At 36.9% G+C, this 25261-nt stretch carries 21 protein-coding genes and 1 riboswitch; of the genes, 10 read left to right on the top strand and 11 right to left on the bottom strand.

Features of this window, described 5'->3' with window-relative positions; all coding sequences use genetic code 11:
• Window positions 1-24 precede the first annotated feature (24 nt).
• A complete protein-coding gene (gene ruvC, locus ISP71_06945; protein ID MBL6663822.1) occupies window positions 25-528 on the top strand; it encodes a crossover junction endodeoxyribonuclease RuvC in 504 nt (167 codons plus the stop codon).
• Here the strand turns inward: ruvC and ISP71_06940 are convergent.
• The 5 genes from ISP71_06940 to ISP71_06920 all read right to left on the bottom strand — a co-directional run bounded on the left by ISP71_06940 (window position 525) and on the right by ISP71_06920 (window position 10326).
• Window positions 525-917 carry an HIT domain-containing protein gene (locus tag ISP71_06940; GenBank protein MBL6663821.1) on the bottom strand — a complete coding sequence of 131 codons (393 nt, stop codon included), beginning with the start codon at window positions 915-917 and terminating at the stop codon, window positions 525-527. The two genes, ruvC and ISP71_06940, sit on opposite strands and share 4 nt — an antisense overlap.
• A complete protein-coding gene (greA, locus tag ISP71_06935) occupies window positions 917-1390 on the bottom strand; it encodes a transcription elongation factor GreA (GenBank protein ID MBL6663820.1) in 474 nt (157 codons plus the stop codon). The genes ISP71_06940 and greA overlap by 1 nt, the downstream gene beginning before the upstream one ends.
• A 79-nt stretch (window positions 1391-1469) precedes the next feature.
• Entirely contained in the window at window positions 1470-2501 is a 1032-nt protein-coding gene (locus ISP71_06930) for a PorV/PorQ family protein (protein MBL6663819.1), read from the bottom strand.
• A gap of 19 nt (window positions 2502-2520) precedes the next feature.
• The gene (locus ISP71_06925; GenBank protein ID MBL6663818.1) at window positions 2521-6642 is read right to left on the bottom strand and encodes a hypothetical protein; all 4122 of its coding nucleotides are present in this window, start codon (window positions 6640-6642) and stop codon (window positions 2521-2523) included.
• Between the two features lie 21 nt (window positions 6643-6663).
• Window positions 6664-10326, bottom strand: coding sequence for a carboxypeptidase-like regulatory domain-containing protein (locus ISP71_06920; GenBank protein ID MBL6663817.1), 3663 nt, complete (start codon window positions 10324-10326; stop codon window positions 6664-6666).
• Window positions 10327-10452: 126 nt separating this feature from the next.
• On the opposite strand from ISP71_06920, the gene ISP71_06915 reads away from it, so the two are divergent.
• A complete protein-coding gene (locus ISP71_06915; GenBank protein ID MBL6663816.1) occupies window positions 10453-10863 on the top strand; it encodes a hypothetical protein in 411 nt (136 codons plus the stop codon).
• Here ISP71_06915 and ISP71_06910 read toward each other — a convergent pair.
• Together ISP71_06910 and ISP71_06905 are read right to left on the bottom strand one after the other, a co-directional pair.
• Window positions 10860-12617: a T9SS type A sorting domain-containing protein gene (locus ISP71_06910; GenBank protein ID MBL6663815.1), complete on the bottom strand. Its 1758-nt coding sequence runs from the start codon at window positions 12615-12617 to the stop codon at window positions 10860-10862. The genes ISP71_06915 and ISP71_06910 overlap by 4 nt on opposite strands.
• 55 nt (window positions 12618-12672) lie before the next feature.
• Entirely contained in the window at window positions 12673-13986 is a 1314-nt protein-coding gene (locus tag ISP71_06905; protein MBL6663814.1) for an adenosylhomocysteinase, read from the bottom strand.
• Window positions 13987-14050: 64 nt separating this feature from the next.
• On the opposite strand from ISP71_06905, the gene ISP71_06900 reads away from it, so the two are divergent.
• The 4 genes from ISP71_06900 to ISP71_06885 are packed head-to-tail and all read left to right on the top strand — an operon-like array spanning window position 14051 to window position 16167.
• Window positions 14051-14614: a 4'-phosphopantetheinyl transferase superfamily protein gene (locus tag ISP71_06900; protein ID MBL6663813.1), complete on the top strand. Its 564-nt coding sequence runs from the start codon at window positions 14051-14053 to the stop codon at window positions 14612-14614.
• Between the two features lie 14 nt (window positions 14615-14628).
• A complete protein-coding gene (locus ISP71_06895) occupies window positions 14629-15402 on the top strand; it encodes a geranylgeranylglyceryl/heptaprenylglyceryl phosphate synthase (GenBank protein ID MBL6663812.1) in 774 nt (257 codons plus the stop codon).
• Complete coding sequence (locus ISP71_06890) at window positions 15380-15640, top strand: hypothetical protein (protein ID MBL6663811.1); 261 nt, start codon at window positions 15380-15382, stop codon at window positions 15638-15640. The genes ISP71_06895 and ISP71_06890 overlap by 23 nt, the downstream gene beginning before the upstream one ends.
• 2 nt (window positions 15641-15642) lie before the next feature.
• Window positions 15643-16167 carry an ATP-binding protein gene (locus tag ISP71_06885; GenBank protein MBL6663810.1) on the top strand — a complete coding sequence of 175 codons (525 nt, stop codon included), beginning with the start codon at window positions 15643-15645 and terminating at the stop codon, window positions 16165-16167.
• 60 nt (window positions 16168-16227) lie between these two features.
• Here ISP71_06885 and ISP71_06880 read toward each other — a convergent pair whose 3' ends face one another.
• Both ISP71_06880 and ISP71_06875 read right to left on the bottom strand, forming a co-directional pair.
• Complete coding sequence (locus ISP71_06880) at window positions 16228-16890, bottom strand: hypothetical protein (GenBank protein ID MBL6663809.1); 663 nt, start codon at window positions 16888-16890, stop codon at window positions 16228-16230.
• 4 nt (window positions 16891-16894) lie between these two features.
• On the bottom strand, window positions 16895-17623 hold the full coding sequence (locus ISP71_06875) for a hypothetical protein (protein ID MBL6663808.1): 729 nt from the start codon (window positions 17621-17623) through the stop codon (window positions 16895-16897).
• 56 nt (window positions 17624-17679) lie between these two features.
• Window positions 17680-17770: riboswitch (TPP riboswitch) on the top strand.
• 53 nt (window positions 17771-17823) lie between these two features.
• On the opposite strand from ISP71_06875, the gene ISP71_06870 reads away from it, so the two are divergent.
• Window positions 17824-20028: a TonB-dependent receptor gene (locus tag ISP71_06870; GenBank protein ID MBL6663807.1), complete on the top strand. Its 2205-nt coding sequence runs from the start codon at window positions 17824-17826 to the stop codon at window positions 20026-20028.
• Window positions 20029-20079: 51 nt separating this feature from the next.
• On the opposite strand, the gene ISP71_06865 is transcribed toward ISP71_06870, so the two are convergent.
• Both ISP71_06865 and ISP71_06860 read right to left on the bottom strand, forming a co-directional pair.
• Entirely contained in the window at window positions 20080-21099 is a 1020-nt protein-coding gene (locus ISP71_06865) for a hypothetical protein (protein MBL6663806.1), read from the bottom strand.
• Window positions 21100-21142: 43 nt separating this feature from the next.
• Complete coding sequence (locus ISP71_06860; protein ID MBL6663805.1) at window positions 21143-22069, bottom strand: bifunctional riboflavin kinase/FAD synthetase; 927 nt, start codon at window positions 22067-22069, stop codon at window positions 21143-21145.
• A gap of 154 nt (window positions 22070-22223) precedes the next feature.
• Between ISP71_06860 and ISP71_06855 the strand changes: the two genes are divergently transcribed.
• The 3 genes from ISP71_06855 to ISP71_06845 all read left to right on the top strand — a co-directional run bounded on the left by ISP71_06855 (window position 22224) and on the right by ISP71_06845 (window position 25250).
• Entirely contained in the window at window positions 22224-23732 is a 1509-nt protein-coding gene (locus ISP71_06855) for a F0F1 ATP synthase subunit beta (protein MBL6663804.1), read from the top strand.
• A gap of 6 nt (window positions 23733-23738) precedes the next feature.
• Entirely contained in the window at window positions 23739-23975 is a 237-nt protein-coding gene (gene atpC / locus ISP71_06850) for an ATP synthase F1 subunit epsilon (GenBank protein MBL6663803.1), read from the top strand.
• A gap of 87 nt (window positions 23976-24062) precedes the next feature.
• Window positions 24063-25250, top strand: a complete 1188-nt coding sequence (locus ISP71_06845; GenBank protein MBL6663802.1) for a tail fiber domain-containing protein — start codon at window positions 24063-24065, stop codon at window positions 25248-25250.
• Window positions 25251-25261 lie beyond the last annotated feature (11 nt).

Here is a 25261-nt window from a genome sequence, read left to right as displayed (position 1 = left end):
GGTATTGACCCCGGAACTACTATTATGGGTTATGGACTCATACACGTCAAGGGAAATAAAATGGAATTGATAACAATGGGGGTTTTACATTTATCCAAATTGAATAGCCATGCCGATAAGCTAAAACGTATTTTTGAGCGAACATTAGCATTGATAGATGAATATAAAGCCGATGAAATGGCATTAGAAGCACCTTTCTTTGGCAAAAATGTACAATCTATGCTAAAACTAGGAAGAGCCCAAGGTGTCGCTATGGCTGCTGGATTGTACAGGGATATCCCCATTTTTGAATATGCTCCTAAAAAAATAAAAATGTCTATTACTGGTCAAGGAACAGCCTCTAAAGAACAAGTTGCAGCTATGCTAAAAAGTCTATTAAAAATTGATGAAATGCCTAAGCATTTGGATGCTTCAGATGGCTTGGCGGCCGCCGTTTGTCATTATTTTCAAAATGGAAAAATTAGTGGCGATAAATCGTATTCTGGCTGGAGCTCCTTCCTCAAAGATAACCCTGATAGATTAGGCTAAAATACTTCGGCAATAGAATCAGCAATCTCTTGCATTTCTTCTTTAGCAAGAGATAATTTAGGTTTAGAAAAATTGATGTCTTGAACCCCATTAATTGGAATAAGGTGTATGTGTGCATGAGGGACTTCTAATCCAATTACAGCTACACCAATACGCTCACAAGTAATAACTTTCTTTTGTGATTTAGCTACTTTTTGGGCAAACTGCCACAAACGAGCGTATTCGTCACTTTCTATATCAAAAATGTAATCCGTTTCACGCTTAGGGATAACTAATGTATGCCCTTTTGCTAATGGGAAAATATCGAGAAATGCCAAAAACTCATCATTCTCAGCTACTTTATAACAAGGAATTTCTCCATTTACTATTTTGGTGAAGATAGATGGCATTAACGACTGATATCAACAATTTCGAATTTCATCAAACCGTTTGGAACTTGAATTTCAGCAATATCCCCTACTTCTTTACCTAACAAGCCTTTGGCTATAGGTGAGCTTACAGAAATTTTCTTGGATTTGAGGTCAGCTTCACTTTCAGGAACCAATTCGTAAGACATAGTTGCACCATTTTGGACATTTTTGATAGTTACCTTAGACATAATCAAAACCTTAGAAACATCAATTTGTGATTCATCTAATATTCTAGCTTTAGAGAATTCCGATTCCATTTTAGCAATCTTGGCCTCCAAAAGTCCTTGGGCTTCCTTAGCGGCATCGTACTCAGCATTTTCAGAAAGGTCACCTTTGTCTCGTGCTTCCGAAATTTGTCGAGCTACATTACGTCGTTCTGTTGTTTTCAGATGTTCTAACTCTTTCCTGAGTTTTTCCAATCCTTCTTCAGTATAATATACAATTTCAGACATTTTTCAATGTATTAAAAAATTCAAAAGAGAAGACTAGAAAAGCCTTCTCTCCCTACTAAATTACAAAATTTATTTTTATTTATAGATCTATACGAACACCTATGGTATTCAACAATCCAAAATGATCGGCGGCACGTAAGGAATAATCTACACCAAATGTTGTTTCACCACTTAAAGGTAATTCAACTGTAAAACCAGCCGATAAACCTGTCAAATCGGTACTACCTTCGGACAAACCATCTTCATATACATAACCTCCTCTAACAGATACTAACTCTTTGAAAGAATACTCCAGTCCAAAACGGAATTGGTCATTCTGAAATGAATTTGAAGTAAACGTACCTGCTGTTGTTAAACGGTGGTTATCTGGCAAAACCGGAACGTCATACGCTAGTCCTATGTTCAACAAGGAAGGTAATTCAAAAGCATTAGTTCTTTGTTCTAAAGTCATAGTATATTCTCCATCTGGAGCTTGACCTCTAAAGGAAATACCATCACCGTCAAAAATCATAGTCGGCCCAACATTTTTTAGTGCAATACCAAATTTTATATGATCATTCTCTCCTGTGATGTACTGAATACCTGCATCTAAGGCTATACCACTTGCTGTAACATCCGACGTACCTTCAATGATAGCTTTCATGACGAAACCACCATAAATACTGTTAGAAAAGGCTTTGGAGTAACCAACGTTTAAGTTTGTGGCAGATATACTATAAGTACCTAAACCTCCATCAGGAAGCAATTCAGTAGTAATCATAATATCAGCTAAAGAAATAGAAGATATAGCTACTGCTAACACCGATGACTCACTCATGCGTTGTGAGAAACCAAAAGAATTAATTGGCACATCAGCAATCCATGAAGAACGAGAAAATATAAGCTCTGTTTTATCCGTAAAAGCTAGACCAGCTACGTTGCCGTACAATGACTCTAAACCTCTCACTGAAGCTATATTTGAACCGCCCCAACCAGAAGACCTTGCCCAAGGGTTAATCAATAATTGACTAGCTCCTGCAGAACCAACTCGATCTGGGTTTCCAGCTGATAGATTGGTTGTAAAAGCACAAGCTAATAGCAAAACCCCAAAGTATTTTAATGATCGTATCATTTCTAATTACAATTAAATATTAAAAGGTGTCTAAGTCAATTGGACGTAACACACCGAACCATTTTAAATTTCTTTCTTTACCTATACTAGGAACACTAACATTTATAATATATGCTCCACTAGCAATAGGAATACCTTTTTGATTTTTTAAGTCCCAATCGATTGATGCAGAACCTTCACTATCTTTATTCAGTTGTTTGATTAACGAACCGTTGATGGTGTATATAGAAATAACACATTCATCCGGCAGGTTAGTAATTCTTACTCTAGTATCTAATTGACCTCCATTTTCTACACCTTCATAAGTAGAATAAGCATAGTATGGGTTAGGTACAACATTAATTAAATCCATAACCGAATCTACTTGACTTGCTTCAGTCATTACTGTAGGTGCTATCCCTTCTGTAGAAAAACGGTAATTTGGATAATTAACTTTCTTGTAAGAAACGGTCATATTTACTGGAGAGCTTTGAGTTCCTCCACTCACTTTATCTACGTAATACATATCACCTAAACTGTTGGCTTGTCTCCAATCATCATTAACCTTAACAGAGTCAGTCGCAGAAATTGAAGTAATCTCATAGGCATACAATCTATCGTAGTTATTTAAGAATTCTTTTAATGGAGTAGGTGTAGTCGTGATAGAAATATTTTCTGTAAACTCTGTGTCATCTACTTCAACCATTTCTCTATACTCTCTAGATACATCAATATTAATAGTTACGTCAGAGGATAATAAATCATAACCTTCCTTTAATAATGGAACAGATGTCCACATCATTTCTCTAAAGAAACTTAACTTAGAAGTAGCTGACTCTAAATCTATCATAGCTTGTGCACATCTATCGTATTTTGAGGAATGTACATAGATAAAGTGCTTACCACCTAAATAATAACTTCCATTTGCCCAAGTAGGTATTTGAGTTTGAACTCGAGTTGATGGGTTCCATAACATATCGTCACCGTTATCGGAACTCAGCCAAGAGTCCTCAGCAAACATAATATTTAAACGCTCACCCGTCTCCTTGTTAATAGCATAACCTGGGAACCAACCCATACCAGTTCCTGTACCATCAGGGTTACCATCTTTATCAACGGACTCATCAGAACGTGGATCAAGTTTAGCAACACCGCCTTTTGCAAAGGCTGGATTGTCTTGTGATTCTAAGACTACACATCTTGACCACTTGGACTTGTCATTTGTAATAACAACCTTGACACTTTGTAGGTTCCTCATTCTATTCCCTAATTGTGATTGAGGGAAACTATAATCTCCGCTGAAGTTTGTGTTAATAGAATAACCAGGACCATCAATGTATGGGGAGACTAATCTGTAAGGTCCCCAAGTACCATTAACAACATCTTCGAATACACCATCAGGATCACCGTCAATATCGTTAAATACAGTATTTGCAGCAGCCGAATATGAACCAGCACGTATCCAGTTTCTACCCCAGAGGTAGGTGTTATTGACTGATGTTTCTCCGTCTTCCTCATCGACATCTCTAACGCCACCTAACCAAGGATTGTAATCATCACTAAACTCTATAGAAGATGAAATTAAACGGTTGCTCTCATCGTAATTAGCAGAATTGGATACGTAATCCCAAGCAGGAGGGTTTTCTTGATTGACTTCAATAGAAAAACCAAATTCGTTGAATAACTGCTGATTACCATCACCAATAGTTGCGTCGGAAACGTAACTCTCATTGGTATTCAAATTCACTAATTCCCATTTACTTACATTCTGGTCTAAAACAATGTGTCTTGGGTCAGAAGAAGAAGCATTATAAACCTCTCCATACATCTTGAGTGCAAACTCAGACTGAGTAAGGTGTCTCGGATCTATCACTTGAATATCAACAGGTCCTAAGTTTGCTTGATAAACAGGTTCTTCAGATTCGTGATTAGCTGAAGTTAGTATTTCGCTTTCTGTTTCTTCAGTAAGAGCAAGTGCAAAGCCACCGTTACCAGCACCGTAAATTTTCTTAATCTCTACACCGTCACCAACTTCTGCATTATAGACTGTTGTAAACGGTTTGTGAGGAATACCAGTATAAACCTTAATGTTTTTACGACCTGCTTTGTATGGTTTTTGCTGACCATCAAGTTTATCTGGATTAGTTGGGTCGTAATCTTTATACTTATTATATCCGTAGGCAACAGACATAAAGTAATACGCTTGATTATTAACCAATTTTTTGTTCTGTAAGGCGAATTGATCCTCAGTTATAGAAACAGAATGTTGAATGCCTTGATTGGACGCTGCCACTTCAAGAGATGGTACATTTGCCCCAATAGAAACATCAAAATTGTAATTAATCAAATTCTCAACTGTATCTTCTAAATCACATTGATATACAAGACGAGCTAAATCAGGGTTGTCTAAATCCGTCACACTAACAGAAACAGAAGCTAACTGATACAGTTGATAGCCTTGGAATCTAAAATATGGATCCCAATCTTGACCTGGAGGTGAAATAATTAGTGGGTCAAACTCTATGTATTGTTCTAAGAAGTTATTAGAAGTTGGGCCATTTGATAAGTTTAATACCAATTCTTGGTCTAATTCAATAACTCTAACATCTGGAGCATCAGGACCATTTAATACTTGGAAACAGTTATCAAATAAGGCTTGTGCTTTATCATCGGCTAAACGAATTAACTCAACAGACGCTAAGTTATCACCTGCTGTAGCTCTTGCCCAAACTACACCAGTAGTAATTCTATTAACCGCACCAGGCTCTAGTGTAAAAGGTCCTGCAGATTGTACAAAACGTCTGTCAGCAGGGTCATTACCAGAATTCTTTTCTGTCCATCCTTCTGGCTCGTCCCAGTCGTCTGAAGTAATTAGTCCGTCTGTACCCCATCCATAAGGGTCTGTATCACCCGGGAACATAAATTTGGCAAGCGTAGAACCACCACGACCTGTACCACCATAAGTAATATCCAATCCGTCTTTCCATTTACCTAATAAATAGTTATAAACGTGCTGACCATTTTCAGGGTTACCGGTTACTGTAAAGTCATTGTTATAATATACAAAGCGAGACATAATTGCTTGCTCTCCTGGCTCATCAATGATACTATCTCTATCGTTATCAATACCATCATCAGGATCTGCTAATGGACCTTGGAAGAAATCCACACCAATAGCAGGAGGAGTTGTTCCATAACCAGTAGCTCCTTCATCGTTATCGTCACCGTTGTAGCAATATCCAAAACCACGAGCTACATCACAACCTACATAATCATCATCATACTTTCCTAAATCGGGGTCAACCCACTGACCAAAATAAGCATCGTTTAATTGAATGGTTGCTTTGTTGATAATTTTATAGTTGTAGAATGTCATGTTATTGATTTCATCATTAGTAGCAAAAGCAAAGGCTTGAGCACGAATTTCTAAACCAATAGGATCAGCACTTGTTTCGGAGTGTATATTTCCTTTATCATTGAATACCCAATATAAAGTTTGGTCACCATAAATAAGGTCATCTTCATTACAATCTAAGTCACCATCAATATCATATTTAGGATAATCTCCATCATTAGGGTTGTATTCACCATCATCATTAGCATCATAGTAAGGAGCTAAAAACTGGTAATCACCATCGATACCATTTCCAGGCCAATTGACAATACTATTAGGTATTGTATAATCAGGATAAGCAGAATTGTCATTGAACCAAGCAATGAATTCATCCACTTCTTGACGAGTAATACTAAAATGTTTGTCGTAATTCTCACAGGTCTCTGCACTGATATCACCATTTTCATCAAGGGGTCCAGTCCAAAAGTCATTTCCTGACTGTCGATAAGTCATGGCTGCTGCCTTTAATTGCTCACCAGCATCAATACCAGCAATCCATAAAGCGCCAGCAAACATGGAATGTTTGTTACTATTTTTAGGAATTTCATATCTAGCATCACTCAAGTTCCACCACATATCACCACCACCCATAATGGTAGTCCTAACGTTGTTGATATTCAAATCCGTCATAGCTTGTGAAGGTGTACAATCTGCTGCCACCCTAGCCAAGCTTGTCTGAGAATCAGAACTCGAAGTTCCTACATTTTCTTTAGCGAGTATTGTTAAAGAAGATATACTTGCTATAACGACTAATACTATTTTGTTCATGTCTATACTATTTATCTTAGACTAAAAGTTAATTTCTATTCCTAAACGTGCCATTCTTGGCAAGCTGTAATTCGATGGGTTGTTAATCTTCATCATATACATATCTCTAAATGACTGTGGGTCATTCTGAGCGTTAATATCTGTCTGAGCTGAAGCATCAGATAGGTAACCATCATCATCAGGGTTTCCTGTTGCACGGTAAACCGATCTAACATTCTTTGTATTCAAAAGGTTTTGTACCTGTAAGTAAACGTTGAACCCTAATTTCTTTTTATTATCCAATTGACCGACATCAAGGGAGAATCTTTTGTTGATTTTTGTGTTAATTCTAACTGTCCATGGATTACGTGAACCATTCAAACTTCCATCTAAAGTTGATCGTTGGTTTATTCCAAAAGCCCCATCTTGTGTAATATTAGATTGTCTAGAATAAGGGGTACCCGAACCAGCAATGATGATAAAGTTAGCACCAGCGTTAGCCAATACTTGCTTGTTGAACCAAACTGGTCCATTATAATCTTTACCACTATCAAATCTGTAGTCCATACTTAAATTGAAAGCATGTCTTTGGTCATAGCTTAAAGGAATAGTTGTTCTTAAGTTTGGTTGTCCCGTATTTACTAAGCTCAAAGCTGAAGATGATGAAGAACCTGTACCGTTTGCAAATTGCAAGGTATAGTTAGCAGACATAGATACGTTTCCACTTCTTCTCATTTCATACAAAGCAGAAAAACCTTTTACCGTACTAAAGTCAATGTTTCCGTAAGTCAAGTATGAAACTGGATAAGAGTAATTGGTCTTAACCACTTGAATCATGTCTCTTAACTCTCTGTAAAATGCAGATAGTGTTAATGATGAATTTAAATTCAGGGTTTGAGCAAATCCTAATTCAAAGTCAACTGTCTTTTCAGATTTCAAGTTAGGGTTGTTAACAAATGCATTTACCGTTTCTGCTAAATATAAGTAACTGATAGGGTTTAACCTATTTCCTGTTGGAGGTCTTTGTGTCAAGACATCGTAGTGAGCAAAGAATTGCGCCTCATCAGAAATAGGAAAAGAAAAGGAAATCCTTGGTGAAAAATCAGTTTGAGGCTCGAAATCTTTAAAGACAGGTATACTATCTTCAGAATTTACAAGATATGGTGTAATCTGACCTGTTGTTGAAGCTTGAGCCAGTATTTTTGGGTCAGTAATAGCCTCTCCATTCTCATCAAACCAATCTTGACCGTTACGATAACCAACTACCTCAGTAGGATTATCTAGATCATTGACATAAACTACATAGTCATCACCAATACCTGCTGGTCTTGTATAATCCCCACTAAGTAATGGTACATTTGAACTAGCAGTATAAGTATCATACAAGCAATATTCATCAGCTAAAACAGATTGGTTAGCGTCATAACGATCTACACGTAAACCGATACTGAAAATTAAATCATCAAAAGCAAATTTGTCTTGTATATAACCAGCAGTATAGATAGGTTCGAAAGCACCTATGTTTCTTGTGAAATCTTCCTTGTCATTTTTTTCAGAAAAGAAATCTTCAATAGATGCGGCAGAATTCAATTCATCACCTTTATAGTCATAACCATAATAAGATACTAAGCCATTTTCGTTTAGCTCATCGGCACTAAACATGTCTATAGATAATTGATCAGGGTCATACGAATCTATATCGATAAACTCATCAGGTGCTATGTTGTATTTTTCCCTCAAACTAGCATCAAAACGAGATTGAGCATTCGTATTAACTAAACGATTGTAGTACACTTGGTCGTAGGTACCCAAAGCATTGAATTGTGGGTTGGCTAAGTCTAATTCTAAAATATGGAAATTGGTTAATTGTCTAGCCAGACCCCAGAGTGAGTTTGGAGCAACAAACCAGCTTCTATCCGTTCTTTTCTCATATTCAAATCCAAATTGAATAGCGTGGTCCTTTATATCGGCCGAACCATTTGCCCGTATAGAGAATTGTTCTGCTTGTTGTTTTCCATAAGAACCGTACTGATCGCCATAGTTATAGTATAAAGAATATACATTTCTAGGGCCTTGACCGTTAAGAAGTCCTAGTTCTCCTAAATCATTAGCTGTTCTTATTACTCCTCTATTACCATTACCTCCGAAAGACAAACTTTGCAATTCGTTTTCACTAAACATATCATAGTATTGTTGAGTATAAGCTGCTAAATCAGGATTAGATGAATTGCTACCATCAAAAGTCATTAAGGTATCAATAAAGCCTCTATGAATAAATCCATTTACACCACTTGCAGTATCTTCTCCAAAGGTGTAGAATCTATCTTTATAAGTATTGAATTTACCCACGTGACCATATCTAAATAAGTCTTGTCCATGATTTGGATTTCTTCTTTCAAAATCATTTCTAGTATAATCTACAGTAATATTGTAGTAAGCATTTTTGATATTAGAAGCAGACTCCTCATCACCTTCTTGAGCACCAAAACGTTGCGTAAATCTAGCGTATGTTCTCCAAGTGTTTCTTTCTTCTTCAGAATTATTTTGCCAATTCAGTAAAGAATAAGTGTAAACAAATGGATGATCAACGGAATGACTTACTGCACCTCCTAAAGTTAGATTTGTTTTGAGTGTTGGCTTGAAGTCTAATTTAGCAGATAAATTGAATCCACTAGAGTTAGTATTCATTTTCGCTTGAACATTTTCAAAATCATCGGCTCTTAAAAAAGTAGCGTTACTCAATAAACCAATGGAAGAAGATTGTTGATTAGGTACAGCAACAAAAAGATTTTCTTTCAACTCCTCTAGTTTATCGTCTTTTATTTTCCAAACCCCTACTGCTGAAGGACTAGCATCGTCGATGTTTCTAAATTCACCAGCTAAGAAGTAACCTAAGATAGCTCTACCTTTAGAACCGTCTTCCTTAATTTCTTTATAGATTGGTCCTGACAAACCAAAACCGAGAAGACCATAATTATAATCGTCAAACATGTGAGAAGAAACAACTTCAGCACCACCGTACAATTGGTTTGATGGACCTTTTGACGTTACACTAATTATACCACCTGTAGCATCACCATACATAGCAGATAGACCACTTGACATAACCGTAATTTGCTCAATGGCACTTTGTGGTAAAGCTAAACTTCCTCTTACCTTAACACCATCGACATAATAGTCTGTTGCTTCTGAACGAGAACCCCTAACATTAACAGAAGAACCTTCATCAGATTGGTAAACACCAGCTGCCGTAGCGGCAACAGAAGTCACACTTCGAGTAGGCATAGAACGAATTTCTTCACTAGTTACCGTTTTACCTCCCAAGTTATCGGGATCTAAAAGTGGTTTTTCATCTTTAATAACTACTTCTTCAATATCAATACCCTCAGATAATTGAACATCTCTAAATGTTATTTTGTTGGAAGAAACCACAATCCCCTCTAGAGTCACTTGACCATATCCCACAAAAGATACGATTAGGTCGTAAGTACCAGGATCAAGAGGCTTAATGGTATAATTACCATCAAAATCAGTAGTAACACCTGCAACTTGGTTGCCATTTCTTTTGGCAACAACATTGGCAAAGGGTACCGTTTCTCCAGTATTTTTATCAGTAATTTTTCCTTCTAAAGAGCCCGACTGAGCGAAGATAGATGAGCTAGTAAAAATCAAGCCCACTAGAAGCAAGTATAATTTATTGAACATAGTTTTATAAAATTCTATTCATATTCTGCTTAACAAAAGTCTGTAAATATATACATTAAATAAAGATTATCTAAAAGTTAACTCAAAAAATTTGTAAACTTACATTATGAATTTAACACCCTTTTAGTGAACAAATATTTTACATTATTTTTATTGATTTCTATAGCCTCATCATGCGTAAAAGATGAGAATACTATACCTAATGTGCCAGTCAGCTTTAGAATACAAGCATCCGAATTAGGCGGTGTAGGTAGTGCCATTTATACTCAAGAGATTTATGGCATAAGAGGAATCATAATTTATCATAAAAACAGTAATGAGTATGTCGCTTATGAAAGGGCGTGTTCATACAGACCTTCGAATGATTGCGAGGTAGTTCAGTTAAATAATGAAATAAATCCAAGTTTTTTGACAGATAGCTGTTGCAATTCCAATTTTTTGCTTGATGACGGCACTCCTTTTAGCGGTCCTGCTCTACTTCCATTAAAACAATACAACACCAGTTTTGACGGCACATATATATATGTGTCCAATTAATTCAGAACGATACGCTTTGTTAATTGCTGTCCTTTAGAATACGCCTTTAACATATAAGTACCTCTTTCTAAATGTTGTATGTCAAGACGATTTTTGACGTCCCATAATTGCTGACTGAGTACTTTTCGACCTTGCATATCGAATAACTCTAAGAGGTAAAATGACTGCTCATCATCAATTTTAACATCTAAATAATTGGAAGCTGGATTAGGAAAAACTGATAGCTTATTTAGATTATAATCATAAAGAGATGCCAGACTAAAAAACACTTCATTAGAATTGTATTTACAGCCCCACTGATCAAGCAAAAGCAAACTATAAGTGCCTTCTTGCTCGGCAATGATATATGACGAGCTTTGATCTAACATCTGTTCCCCTTCATAAAACCATTGGTATTCGAAGATGGAAGACTGCATATAACTTATAGTATCCGAATTCAATTCTAGCTCAGGAGCAAAATCATCACAAACCACAATAATTTCATCTTGTGAAGGAGTAGAACAACCAAAATCATTAGTCGCTAAGACATAATAAAATCCAGAGTTGCTAGGAATGTGAGTGGTATTATTAGCGTTTGGAATAGGACTATTGATATAATACCATTGATAACTCACATCTAATGAGTCCGAATCTAAAGAAAGAATAACATTTTCTTCATCATAAGAAAAGCTAGGCTGATTTGGAGAATCATAGACATATATAGTATCGACAACATCAGCAAATGGCGTTGGCTGAACTTCCAAAATAGTATATTCCACCACCAAATCGCCATTGGTTAAGGTTGAAGAACTGGAGTATCCATCAAAACTAACAGATCCCAGATTATCATCACCCGTAAAGACACCATCTTGATCCCAGACTTGTACAGAATAGCTTTGATTAGTTAATAGTATATTGTCTAAATCCCATGAAACGGGAAAAGAATTATCGACCTGAACACTAGAAGAATAAATCTGATTACCTTCTTCATCAAACAGATAAAAATATGGGTCTGGATCGCCAAAAACGTCCTCAGCATCTTGCCCCCATCCTGAAGCATTACTGACTTGTATAGAAGTTAAGAAATAGAAAGGTTCGATTGAAGAATGAGCCGTATAATGCACTTCATAAACACCCGGCTCTGTGTACAATTGCGAACTTGGATTTTCTAAATTGGATACGTTACCATTGCCAAAATCCCACGAATAGGCAGCTAGGTCTGGGTTATTATTGATGAAATCAACGGTGAGGGGCGCACAACCTGAAAAGTTAGTCATAGCAAAACCACTATTGGCAGAAATATTGGGAAGAATGGTTAAAGGTAAACTGAAACTGATTTCCTCAGTGCCTACCGCCCAAGACAATTCGTGAGTTGCCACAACATTAACGTCAACATTAAATTCACCATATTCCAATGGTACGCCGTAAAGATTAACGCAACCGTACTGACTGATTGTAGGGTCATAATGGCAATTATTCTGAGAATTGTTGCATTCCCATGACAAACCTATTGGCAAGGATATAGAAGTGATGTGATAATCTTCAAAAGCAATTAGGTTTTCGCCAAAACCTTCTATTTCAACTAAAGTGTCAAGAGGTAAAACAAAAGTTAAGTCTTGGTTATAACTTTGATTAACATAAGCCGTAGCTAATGTATCTGGTGATAAACCATAATTAGCACCTATTGGAACAAAACTTTCATCGGGCACACATTGAGCAAAAAGCTGTACACTAAAAAAGCTGCAAATCAGAAAAAATGTAGTGGATTTTAACATATCATAATCTTGTTAGGTTTAACAAGATTATGATATATTTTTTGAATTTACAAGTTTAGTACCTGTAATAGTCTGGTTTGTAAGGACCAGCAACAGGCACACCAATATATTTTGCTTGTTCATTACTTAGCTCATCTAATTCTACGCCAATCTTAGCCAAGTGCAGACGAGCTACCTTTTCGTCAAGGTGTTTAGGTAGTGTGTAGACTTTCTTTTCATACTTATCGATGTGATTCCACAACTCCATTTGAGCAATCACTTGATTGGTGAAAGAAGCAGACATCACAAAAGATGGATGACCAGTAGCACAACCAAGATTGATTAAACGACCTTCTGCCAACAAAATAATATCGTGATTGCCAACAGTATATTTATCAACTTGAGGCTTGATGGTATCTTTAGTCTCTCCCCAGTTATCATTTAACCAAGCAACATCTATCTCATTGTCGAAGTGACCAATGTTACAGACGATGGCTTTATCTTTCATAATTTCAAAATGCTCACCTCTAACAATATCTTTGTTGCCTGTTGCAGTAACAATAATATCAGCTTCTGGCACAGCATCCATCATTTTCTTTACTTCAAAACCTTCCATAGCGGCTTGTAGAGCACATATAGGGTCAATTTCTGCTACGATTACTCTTGCTCCTGCTCCTCTCAAAGATTCAGCAGAGCCTTTACCAACATCTCCAAAACCAGCTACAACTGCTACCTTTCCTGCTATCATTACATCAGTAGCCCTACGGATTCCATCCACTAAGGATTCTCTACAACCATATTTATTGTCAAACTTAGACTTTGTTACTGAATCGTTGATATTTATAGCTGGGGTATATAAAGTACCGTTTCTTTCTCTATCAAATAACCTCAACACTCCTGTTGTTGTTTCTTCAGAAAGACCATTAATGCCTTCAGCTAATTCAGGATATCTATCAAACACCATATTTGTGAGGTCACCACCATCATCAAGAATCATATTTAGGGGCTTACCGCCTTCAAAAGCAAATAATGTTTGCTCTATACACCAGTCAAATTCTTCTTCGTTCATGCCTTTCCAAGCATACACTGGAATGTTGGCAGCTGCAATAGCTGATGCAGCATGATCTTGAGTGGAAAAAATATTACATGAAGACCAACTCACTTCAGCACCGAGCTCAATGAGTGTTTCTATTAGTACAGCCGTTTGAATAGTCATATGCAAACAACCTGCAATACGTGCGCCTTTAAGAGGTTTTTCTTGACCAAATTCTTCTCTCAAGGACATTAGGCCGGGCATCTCTGCTTCTGCCAATTTAATTTCTTTTCTACCCCATTCTGCTAGGGCAATGTCTTTCACTTTATAAGCTAATTTTTCCACTTTAGATTCCATTTGTTAAATTTTAGGGTACAAAAATACAAAATTAACTCCTCATTTGACTTATATTGCTCGTTCAATGATAGATTTTTCACTTTATAAAAAAACGTCTCAATTTCAGCTTGTTATAGAATCCATTGAGACCTTGTGCTTAAGGCATCTTTCAAGGGCTGAATACCTTCAAAAAACAAAGCGTGAGAAAGAAATTGAAGCCAAAGAATTTTTAATTCAACACCTCTATCCCAAAAGCCATTTATCATACAATAGCTATGGCGCGCCAAACCTATCTAATGGCAAAGCCGTTTCTTTGTCTCACTCTAAAGAATTGTTGGCATTCATTAGTGCAAATAAACTTGCTGCCATAGACCTTGAGCCTATTAGCCCTAAAGCCTTTGGTATCAGACATAAATTTCTCAGTCAAGAGGAACTCAATCTAGCTAAAGACGATAAAATGGCAACCTTAATGTGGTGTGCTAAAGAGTGCTTATTTAAAATACACCAAAAGGGAAAGCTGATTTTTAATGAAGATTTAAGAATTCATAACATATCAAAAAACCAACTGGAATGCTCCTTATTAGACAAACAATACAACTTAAATTACGAAAAATTTAAAGAACATTGGCTAGTGTATTATTTTGATTAGTTACATTTGCATTAATGAATATTTACAATTTCATAACATCAAATAAACAAAAAGGGAAGAAACTTTTTGCCGTTTTAATAGACCCCGACAAACAAAGTACAAATGAGTTAGTACAAGTTGTGGAAAGAGCTGTTGCCGCCAAAGTGGACTTAATTTTTGTAGGCGGTAGCTTATTGACAAATGGTAATTTTGCAACTTGCATTTCAACTATTAAGTCCAATTGTTCTATTCCAGTAGTTATTTTTCCAGGAAATTCTATGCAAGTCAATAAAGATGCTGACGGCATTTTATTCTTATCACTTATTTCTGGAAGAAATCCTGATATGCTTATTGGCAATCAAGTCATTTCTGCCCCTTTGCTCAAACACTCTAACTTAGAAGTATTATCTACTGGCTATATACTTATAGACAGTGGTAAGCCAACCACCGTTTCTTATATGAGTAATACCACACCTATCCCTCACGATAAAAACGATGTAGCTATGTGTACTGCTATGGCAGGAGAAATGCTAGGTCTCAAACTTATTTTTATGGACGGTGGTAGTGGTGCTACCAATCCTATTTCAGAATCCATGATAAATATGGTTAGCCAAGCCATTGATGCTCCCCTAATCATTGGTGGCGGTATTTGTAGTGGAGAAAAAGCCATAGCCAATTGTAAAGCTGGTGCTGACATCGTAGTCGTAGGAAATAGTATAGAAAAAAACCCTAATTTATTGGAAGAAATTGCCCAATCTATCCAACATTACAACACCATGAAAAACAATGAAATGCTCAGTAGAAATTAGCATGTACCCCCTTGATGTCAATTACATCGAACCCATTACATTTTTTATTAAACGCCTCAAAAGACACCCTTTCATTTCTTTAGAAACTAACGGTATGAGTACACAGGTATTTGGCGATTACGACAACGTCATGACAGCCATACAAAAAGAAATGAAAAATAGTTTTTTACTCGAGCAAAAGGTGGTATTTAATATGAAAGTTGTCAACGCCCATTTGCAAGAAAAACCCAGCATATAAATATGAAAAAAGTAGTGGTTATAGGCCCTGAGTGTACTGGCAAAAGCACACTTACCAAAGCCTTGGCTCAACACTTTAATTGTCCGTATCGTCAAGAGTACGCAAGAGAGTATATTGCTCAACTATCCGCCCCATACACTCCAAAAGACATACTACAAATTGCTAAAAAACAAATTGAGATAGAAGATGCTATACCCCAAAATAGCCCCTATCTTTTCTTGGATACCGACCTCATCGTCTGCAAGGTATGGAGTGAATTTAAATACGATAACTGCCACCCTTGGATTTTAGAACAAATACAAGAAAGACATTACGATTACTATCTGTTATGTGATATTGACCTCCCTTGGCAAAACGATGGCATGCGAGAACACCCCAATCACAGACAGGAATTGTTAGCCATCTATAAAAAGGAATTGAAAGCCCTCAACAAGCCATTCGCTTTAGTATCTGGAAAAAACAGAACTCAAGTGGCTATTGATATAACTAAACGATATTTTTTGAAACAAACTGAAAATCTAGTTTAAACGATTTTTGTTGAAGGAAAGGTAAAGTGTATCACTAAAAAAGAGTGTTAACTCCTATTTTCATGAATGGGTTTTATATACTTTTTTGTAAAATCGACCGCCGGTGAGTGTTACGCTTTGAGGGGGATTACCACCAAAATTTTGAGAAATCGTTTCGCTGTAATGCAAGGTGAGTTCAAATTCACCCTCTATGTGTACCAGCTCTTTGGTATTAATCAGCTTAGTAAGACGCACCCAACCACTATAATCATCCCTTGAGCAAAAGGAACGAACTCCATTATTGATTGATGCATAGTAAAAAGCAAAATTAGTGTCCAGTTCGGCGTATTGAATGGGATAGGGTCTGTGTTGGCAATAGCCCTGCACCATCTCAAAGTCGGTGTGGTTATAGACGTCTTTGAGCTGTATGTACAACCCGCCCCCCACTTCATAAGGATAAACAGAACCAACATCAATTTCCAAAGTTTGGTAAGGGTGTTCCCATTCTTCCAAACCCGCTATGGTATCTTTGTCCCTAATGTTACGAAAGCCTATACCAGATATATAACCACCCCCTCCTTTACCACTACTGGGGTGGTAACTAAAATCGGCTTCAAACAACTCATCGTCTATATAACAATACAGGTATTGGTCGCCAGAGGTATCAGGGATAGGGTCTTTCTTGCAAGAAGAAAAAAAGAAAGCAAAAAAACATAAAAATGCTAATGTAAATACTGTTTTCATAGTTTTAAAAATTAATGGGTTTTATATATTTTTTGTAAAATCGACCGCCAGTGAGTGTTACGCTTTGAGGGGGATTAGCAAAAGGAGCTCCAGAACCTCTAACTTGACTAAAATGCAAGGTGAGTTCAAATTCACCCTCTATGTGTACTAATTCTTTGGTATTAATCAGCTTAGTAAGACGCACCCAACCGCTATAAATATTACTAGTGCAAAAATAAAAACAGGTGTTTTTATAATCTCCTGACACGTCGTAAAAAGCAAAATTGGTATCCAGTTCGGCGTATTGAATGGGATAGGGTCGGGGCTGACAATAGCCCTGTACCATTTGAAAGTCGGTGTGATTATAGACGTCTTTGAGCTGTATGTACAGCCCACCCCCCACTTCATAAGGATAAACAGAAGCAACATCAATTTCCAAAGTTTGGTAAGGGTGTTCCCATTCTTCCAAACCCGCTATGGTATCTTTGTCCCTAATGTTACGAAAGCCTATACCAGATATATAACCACCCCCTCCTTTACCACTACTTGGTTGGTAGCTAAAATCGGCTTCGAACAACTCATCGTCTATATAACAATACAGGTATTGGTCGCCAGAGGTATCAGGGATAGGGTCTTTCTTGCAAGAAGAAAAAAAGAGTAGAAATATTATGAGTAAAAAAACTGGATTGACTCGGCTAATCTGTCCCCCAACTATAACTATTGGGGCAATAGGGGTGTAAATTCGTGTTTTCATAGCATTAAGATTTTGCCTTAAAATTAGCAAAAAAATAATTTAAAAACTAAATTTGTGCCGTCTTTACGGGGTGCCTTCACAGGCTGAGATTATACCCATCGAACCTGCCAAGGTAATTCTTGGAAGGGAAGGGAGTTTTACATAATTATCCACCAGCAACTCCGTGCCAGTGGTAGTGTTTAACGAAATTTATCAAAACAATGACAATCAAATCGTTTTTAAGCTGGGGCTTTTTAGCCATTAGCTTAGGGTTAAATGCCCAACAGAAAGATACACTAATTGTGTATCCGGACTTGCAAGAAGTCCACATCAATGCACTCAGAGCCACACCACAAACACCCATGTCCTACAGCAACATCGGTGCCCAACAGTTGGACGAGCAAAACCTAGGACAAGATATTCCTTATATGTTGTCGCTAACCCCATCGGTAGTTACCACTTCCGATGCTGGAGCAGGTATCGGCTACACGGGTTTTAGGGTTCGTGGTAGTGACCCTACACGTATCAATGTAACCATTGATGGTATTCCTCTCAATGACCCTGAGTCGCAAGGGGTATGGTGGGTCAATATGCCTGACTTTACCTCATCGGTAGAAGATATACAAATACAAAGGGGCGTAGGAACTTCTACTAATGGTGCTGGAGCATTTGGGGCTAGTATCAATCTAAAAACCCAATCGCTAAGAGCTAAACCCTATGCCACGACTAGCAATACCATAGGCTCATACAGTACTCTCAAAAATAATGTGGAGTTTGGCACAGGACTACTTGCCGATAAATTTACTCTCGATGGCAGGTTGTCAAGAATCAGCTCTGACGGCTACATCGACCGAGCCACATCTGATTTAAAATCTCTGTACCTATCTGGAGCTTACTACGGTACTGATGAGGTGCTAAAATTGAGCGTAATTTCTGGAAAAGAAAAAACCTATCAGGCTTGGAATGGTGTGCCTCTATCCTATTTAGATAACGATAGCTTGAGAACCTATAACTCTTACACCTATGACAATGAAACCGATAACTATTGGCAAGACCACTATATGCTGCACTACAACAAGCAATTAGCAAATAGTGGAACGTTCAATTTAGGCTTACACTTCACTCACGGTGAAGGTTATTACGAACAATATAAGAATGGGCAAGACTTTGCCGATTATGGTTTAAATAATGTCATTGTTGGTAAAGATACCCTTACTGAAACCGACCTCATTAGAAGAAAATGGCTAGACAATGATTTTTATGGGGCTGTATTTTCTTACAACAATAGAAAAGACAAATTAGACTATACTATAGGTGGTGGTTGGAATACTTACGAAGGTAGGCATTATGGTGTAGTGCGTTGGGCAGAATACGCCAGCAACAGCCAAATTGACCACATCTATTACGATAACGATGGTATAAAAACAGACTTTAACCTTTATGCTAAAGGTCATTACCAATACAGCGATGATGTAACCGTTTATGCCGATTTGCAACACCGACAAATTGACTACTCTTTTTTAGGTAAAGACGAAAATGGAGCAGAACGCAACGATACGGTCAATTTTGAGTTTTTTAACCCCAAGTTTGGAGCCTACTATCAAATTGATAATAAAAGCTCTGCCTTTGCCTCTTTTGCCATTGCCAATAGAGAACCAAATCGCTCGGATTTTGTCGAGTCATCGCCTAACTCCAGACCACTTCACGAAACCTTGTACGATACCGAAGTGGGCTATAAAATGGAAGGTTCTAATTTTGCCTTCTCGGCAACCGCTTATTACATGATTTATGAAAATCAATTGATATTAACAGGTAAAATTAATGATGTGGGAGAATATACCAGAGAAAATGTGGACTACAGCGAAAGAAAAGGTATAGAATTAGAAGCTGGTATAAAAATAAATCCGAAATGGTCTTGGTCTGCTAATGCTACTTTTAGCGAAAACACCATCGCACACTATACCGAATACGTGGACAATTGGGACACTTGGGGGCAAGAAAGTAAAAGCTACTCCAATACAACCATAGCCTTTTCACCAGATATGATATGGGCTAGTCAGCTGGACTACCAATTTAAAGACAACATAGAGGTGCAATTCATCTCTAAATATGTGGACGAGCAATTTATAGACAACACATCTAGTGATGATCGTAAGTTAGACGCCTATTTGGTTCATCACGCCAGACTAATATGGGACATAGAAAGTGAACTGTTTAAATCGGCAAGACTTAGCCTTCAAGTCAATAACCTGTTGGACGAAAAATACGTGAATAATGCTTGGGTTTATCGTTTTAAATCCGATGGCTACGACCCTCGACCTGACGACCCTTACGTTACAGCTAATAGTGAGGGAGGTTACGATATGGCAGGGTATTTCCCTCAAGCTAAACGCAACTTCCTAATAGGACTGTCCTTAGGCTTCTAAAACTAAAAGGACTTAAAATACACGCCCTTTGACATTGCTCAAAGGGCGTTTTTATTTGTAGAAAATATATTTTAAGGAAGATACCTCAGCAGCCTCCGATTTGCAACGTTCCAAATTTCCATCTTCCCAAGTCATATCTTCCCCATTTTTAGGATTATTAATGAAGTTTTTGGCATTTACTGCCCATCTTTCCCAATTGTAACGGTCTTTAAAATAAGCTCCTCTAAATGCCCAATATTTTTTACCCCTTCCTACTTTGTTGTTATGTAAATCCATGTATTTATCGCTATCTCTACTGTTGGGGTTAAATTGTTCGTAAGCCATCATTATCATTGCCGAAGCGGTACGTCCTAAATAACGTCTCAATTGCATACTCATAAAAACGTGTCTAAAAGCATCTCCTTTACAACCACCACATAATTCATCAGGAAAATAAAACTCCGATTGCTGGTATGAACGTGACATAGACTGAAAAATTCTAAACACAGAAAACTTAACCGCTAAAGTTATTGGAATAACAATAGGAATTGTAAGCCTATTATTCGTCCAAAATCGATTAGGAGCTGTAAACAAACTATCCATCTGACTTTTATTGAATTGTGCCAATGCAATATTGTCCCAAGCCGCTAAATCTTCAATTTCTTGAGCAGTAAGCTGGGTAAAATTCATATCATCTTCTACAGAAAAATAAGCTGGAATAGACTCATCTATTAAGGAAGAATCTACTTCCTGCATCAAGTCGCTATAATGAGCTAAACTTTCTGTAAATAGATTATAAGATTGCTCATAATTTTGACTTTCAATCATAGCCTCTTGAACCATACCTCTGTAGGCGGTTTGAGGAAATAATTCTATCAATCGCTTTTCTAAATACTCCTCCCTTGAATTAAACTGTAAATCTTGATTTAGTATCTCATACTCTCTATTGATAATGTATAAATGCGTTAGAGGAAATGCTGGTAAATGAGAATGAAAAACAGGCTCTAGAAGAGGCTCAATAGGAATGTCTTTTTGACAAGAGAATAATGACAATACTAGACATAGCATTGCCTGATAAGTTAGTTTTTTCATAAAGGGCTTAAAAAATTGATACCGAAGTTACAAAAATTTTAGCCTAACTCAAAATAGCTTTTGCAGTATCCTCATCTTTTTCCAACTGAATTTTTAAAGCATCAAGATTTTCAAAACTTATTTCTTCTCTTATGCGTTTTATGAAGCGAACCTCAATTTGTTCATTATAAATATCCGAATCAAAATCAAAAATATGCACTTCAATACTGTGTTTTTTGGATGTAAAACTTGGATTATTTCCAATATTCATCATGCCCTTAAAAAGTTGTCCTTTGACCTCCACATGGACAGCATAAACACCATCTTTAGGAATAAGTTTACTTTCATCGACAACCATTAGATTGGCCGTAGGAAAACCAAGTGTTCTACCAATCTGTTGCCCTTCAATGACTTGACCCTGCAAAGTATAATTATAACCCAAATAATCTGCGGCTTTGGACACATCTCCAGACAAGAGAGCTTGGCGTATTTTAGTTGAACTAATGCTCACATCATCAATCAATTGGGCAGAAATTTCTTCCACCTCAAAACCGTATAATGGAGCATATTCCTTGAGGTGTTCAAAAGAACCTTCTCGATTTCTACCAAAATGGTGGTTATAACCAATAACAAGTTTGTGGGTGTTTAGCTCATTGACTATGATATCTCTAACAAATTGCATGGAAGTAGTCCTAGAAAAAGCCTTAGTAAAAGGATGAATTATCAAATGATCTATCCCAGCCTGTTCTAACAACTTTATTTTTTCGTCCAAGGTGTTAATCAATTGCAAATTATGGTCGTCTGGAAACAAAACCATCCTCGGATGAGGCGAAAAAGTCAATAAAACAGTTTCTCCATTTTGATTGTTGGCGATTTCTTTAAGCCTATCGATAATGATTTTATGACCAAAATGAACCCCGTCAAAAGTTCCTGTTGTCAAGATAGGACGACTGACATTTTGAAAATCAGAAATGGAATGATATACCTTCAAATTTTACGTACTGTTTTGAATGTTAAAACCTTGTTCAAAAGTACTAATTAATTTATTGAATAAATCTTTGCGACAAACTAAATAATTCGTGTAAATTTGCCGGGATTTTATACGGATAAAAATACATTTTTTTAATACAATTAAGCATAACAAGATGTCACAAAACAAAGGTAAAATATCACAAATCATCGGACCTGTAGTCGATGTTACTTTTGAAAACAACGAAGCAGGTTTACCTGATATATACGACTCACTAGAGATTGTCAGAGAAAACGGAACTAAACTCGTATTGGAATGCCAACAACACGTCGGTGAAGATACGGTTCGCGCTATTTCTATGGACTCTACTGACGGTCTTAAAAGAGGCGTTGAAGTGTTAGCTACTGGCGCACCTATCAAAATGCCTGCTGGAGAGCACATCAAAGGGCGTGTATTCAACGTTATTGGCGATGCCATTGATGGTATGGACAATCTTGACAGAGAAAATGGTCTTCCTATTCACCGTGAAGCACCAAAGTTTGAAGACTTATCTACTTCTACAGAAGTATTGTACACAGGTATCAAAGTAATTGACCTTATTGAGCCTTATGCTAAAGGTGGTAAAATTGGTTTGTTTGGTGGTGCTGGTGTAGGTAAAACCGTACTTATCCAAGAGTTAATTAACAACATTGCCAAAGGTCACGGTGGTTTATCTGTATTTGCTGGTGTAGGTGAAAGAACTCGTGAAGGAAACGATTTGTTAAGAGAGATGCTAGAGTCTGGTATTATCGATTATGGTGAAGACTTTATGCACTCTATGGAAGAAGGCGGTTGGGATTTATCCAAAGTTGATGATTCTAAAATGGGTAACTCTAAAGCTTCTTTCGTATTCGGACAAATGAATGAGCCTCCTGGGGCACGTGCTCGAGTAGCACTTTCTGGACTAACATTGGCCGAGTATTTCCGTGATGGCGATGGTCAAGGTAAAGGTCGTGACGTTTTATTCTTCGTAGATAACATCTTCCGTTTTACTCAAGCAGGTTCTGAGGTATCGGCGCTATTAGGTCGTATGCCATCGGCGGTAGGTTATCAGCCCACTCTAGCTACAGAAATGGGAACGATGCAAGAGCGTATTACCTCAACGAAAAATGGTTCGATTACTTCTGTACAAGCAGTATATGTTCCTGCCGATGATTTAACTGACCCTGCTCCTGCTACTACTTTTGCCCACTTAGATGCAACTACAGTACTTTCAAGAAAGATTGCCGAGTTAGGTATCTATCCTGCGGTTGATCCACTAGATTCTACATCTAGAATTTTATCTCCAGATGTTGTGGGTGACGAGCATTACGATTGTGCTCAAAGAGTAAAAATGCTATTGCAACGTTACAAAGAGCTACAAGATATTATCGCTATCCTCGGTATGGAAGAACTTTCTGACGAAGACAAATTAGCCGTATCAAGAGCAAGACGTGTACAGCGTTTCTTATCTCAGCCATTCCACGTAGCCGAGCAGTTTACTGGACTTAAAGGAGTATTAGTAGATATCCAAGATACCATCAAAGGATTTAATATGATTATGGATGGCGAAATGGACCAATACCCTGAAGCTGCCTTCAACTTAGTTGGAACTATTGAGGAAGCTAAAGAGAAAGGAGAAAAGATGTTGGCTGAAGCGAAATAAAAAATTATGCTACTAGAAATAATAACACCTGAGAAAAAAGTTTTTCAAGGCGAAGTGAATTCAGTTCAATTGCCTGGAACTAATGGTAAATTTGAGGTATTGAATAATCACGCCCCAATTATATCTACCCTAACAAAAGGCCATGTAAGAGTTATTGACGGCAATAACAAAACCGAACTTTTTGAAATCAACGGCGGTGTTATAGAAATGCAAAATAATAAGATTATTGTTTTAGCAGAATAGCATTTCATATTACTTATAATTTAAAGAGGGCTACTAAGTATCCCTCTTTTTTTATATATTAGCTACACATTAAATTCCTATTGCCCTATGAAAAATCTACTTATTACTCCTTTAGTATTACTTTTCTTTTTCAAAGCTCAATCACAAATTTCTGATGGTTACCGACTTATTAAACTTCATAACATATCAAATGTTACAAATTTGAATGCAATTAATAACTCAACGAGTGGCAATCTAGCTTATAATCAAACTGATAAAAAAGTCTATAAATTTGACGGCACTAATTGGCTTCCTGTTGGTTCATTAATAGATAGAGATAAAGACACCTATATCATCGTTGATAATGGCATGGACAACGACATAGTAGACGTTACCATTCAAAACATCAATGCTTTCAAAATGAAACCCTCAAGACTAGAGTTTTTAAACTCTAATGGTTCTATTTCTATAGGCGAAGAAACAAGTTTAGCAAACACCTCCAATCAAGAACTTAATGTATTTATTGGATATAAGTCAGGTGCACTTAACTCTACTGGATATAGAAATACAGCTGTTGGCACGAGAGCATTAAGATATAATACTACTGGAGTAAGAAACACAGCTATTGGCAATAAAGCTATGATTGAAAACACCCAAGGATATGAAAATGTATCAGTAGGAAGCTATTCTTTATACTCAAACAGTACTGGCTATAAAAATTGTGGTTTAGGGGCAAGTAGTTTGGAAGATATCACAACTGGATATCGAAATACTGCAATTGGATATGGTACATTATATTCTGTTACTACTGGAAGTAATAATATAGGTATTGGAAATCGTGCAGATATTGGAGATAATTATAATAATAGAGTTAGAATTGGAAACAGTAATATTCAATATGGTGCTATGCAAGTTGCCTGGAGTGTATCTTCAGATTCGACATGGAAACGTGATATTAAACCCTTAAGCTATGGTTTAAATCTAATCAACAAACTTGAAGTCGTAGATTATATTAGAAAAACTAATGAAGACACTGAACCTTTGGGAAGAGAAATTGGCTTTATTGCTCAAAAACTAATTACAAACCTTCAGGATGTTGGTTATTTAGATCAAGGTTTTGTTAGAAATGAAAATGGCACATATAGTGTTAGATATAATGATTTTATTCCTTTGGCAATTAAAGGAATTCAAGAACAACAAGCACTTATCAATGAACTCAAAAATGAAAATACTGAACTTAAAAATGAACTTCAAAATTTTAAGAAACGTTTGGATAAGTTAGAAAGTAGAAAATAAGTATTCCTACA

The organism is Flavobacteriales bacterium, assembly GCA_016779995.1.
Taxonomy (GTDB): domain Bacteria; phylum Bacteroidota; class Bacteroidia; order Flavobacteriales; family UBA7312; genus UBA8444.
This window is presented reverse-complemented; position numbering and strand designations above follow the sequence as displayed.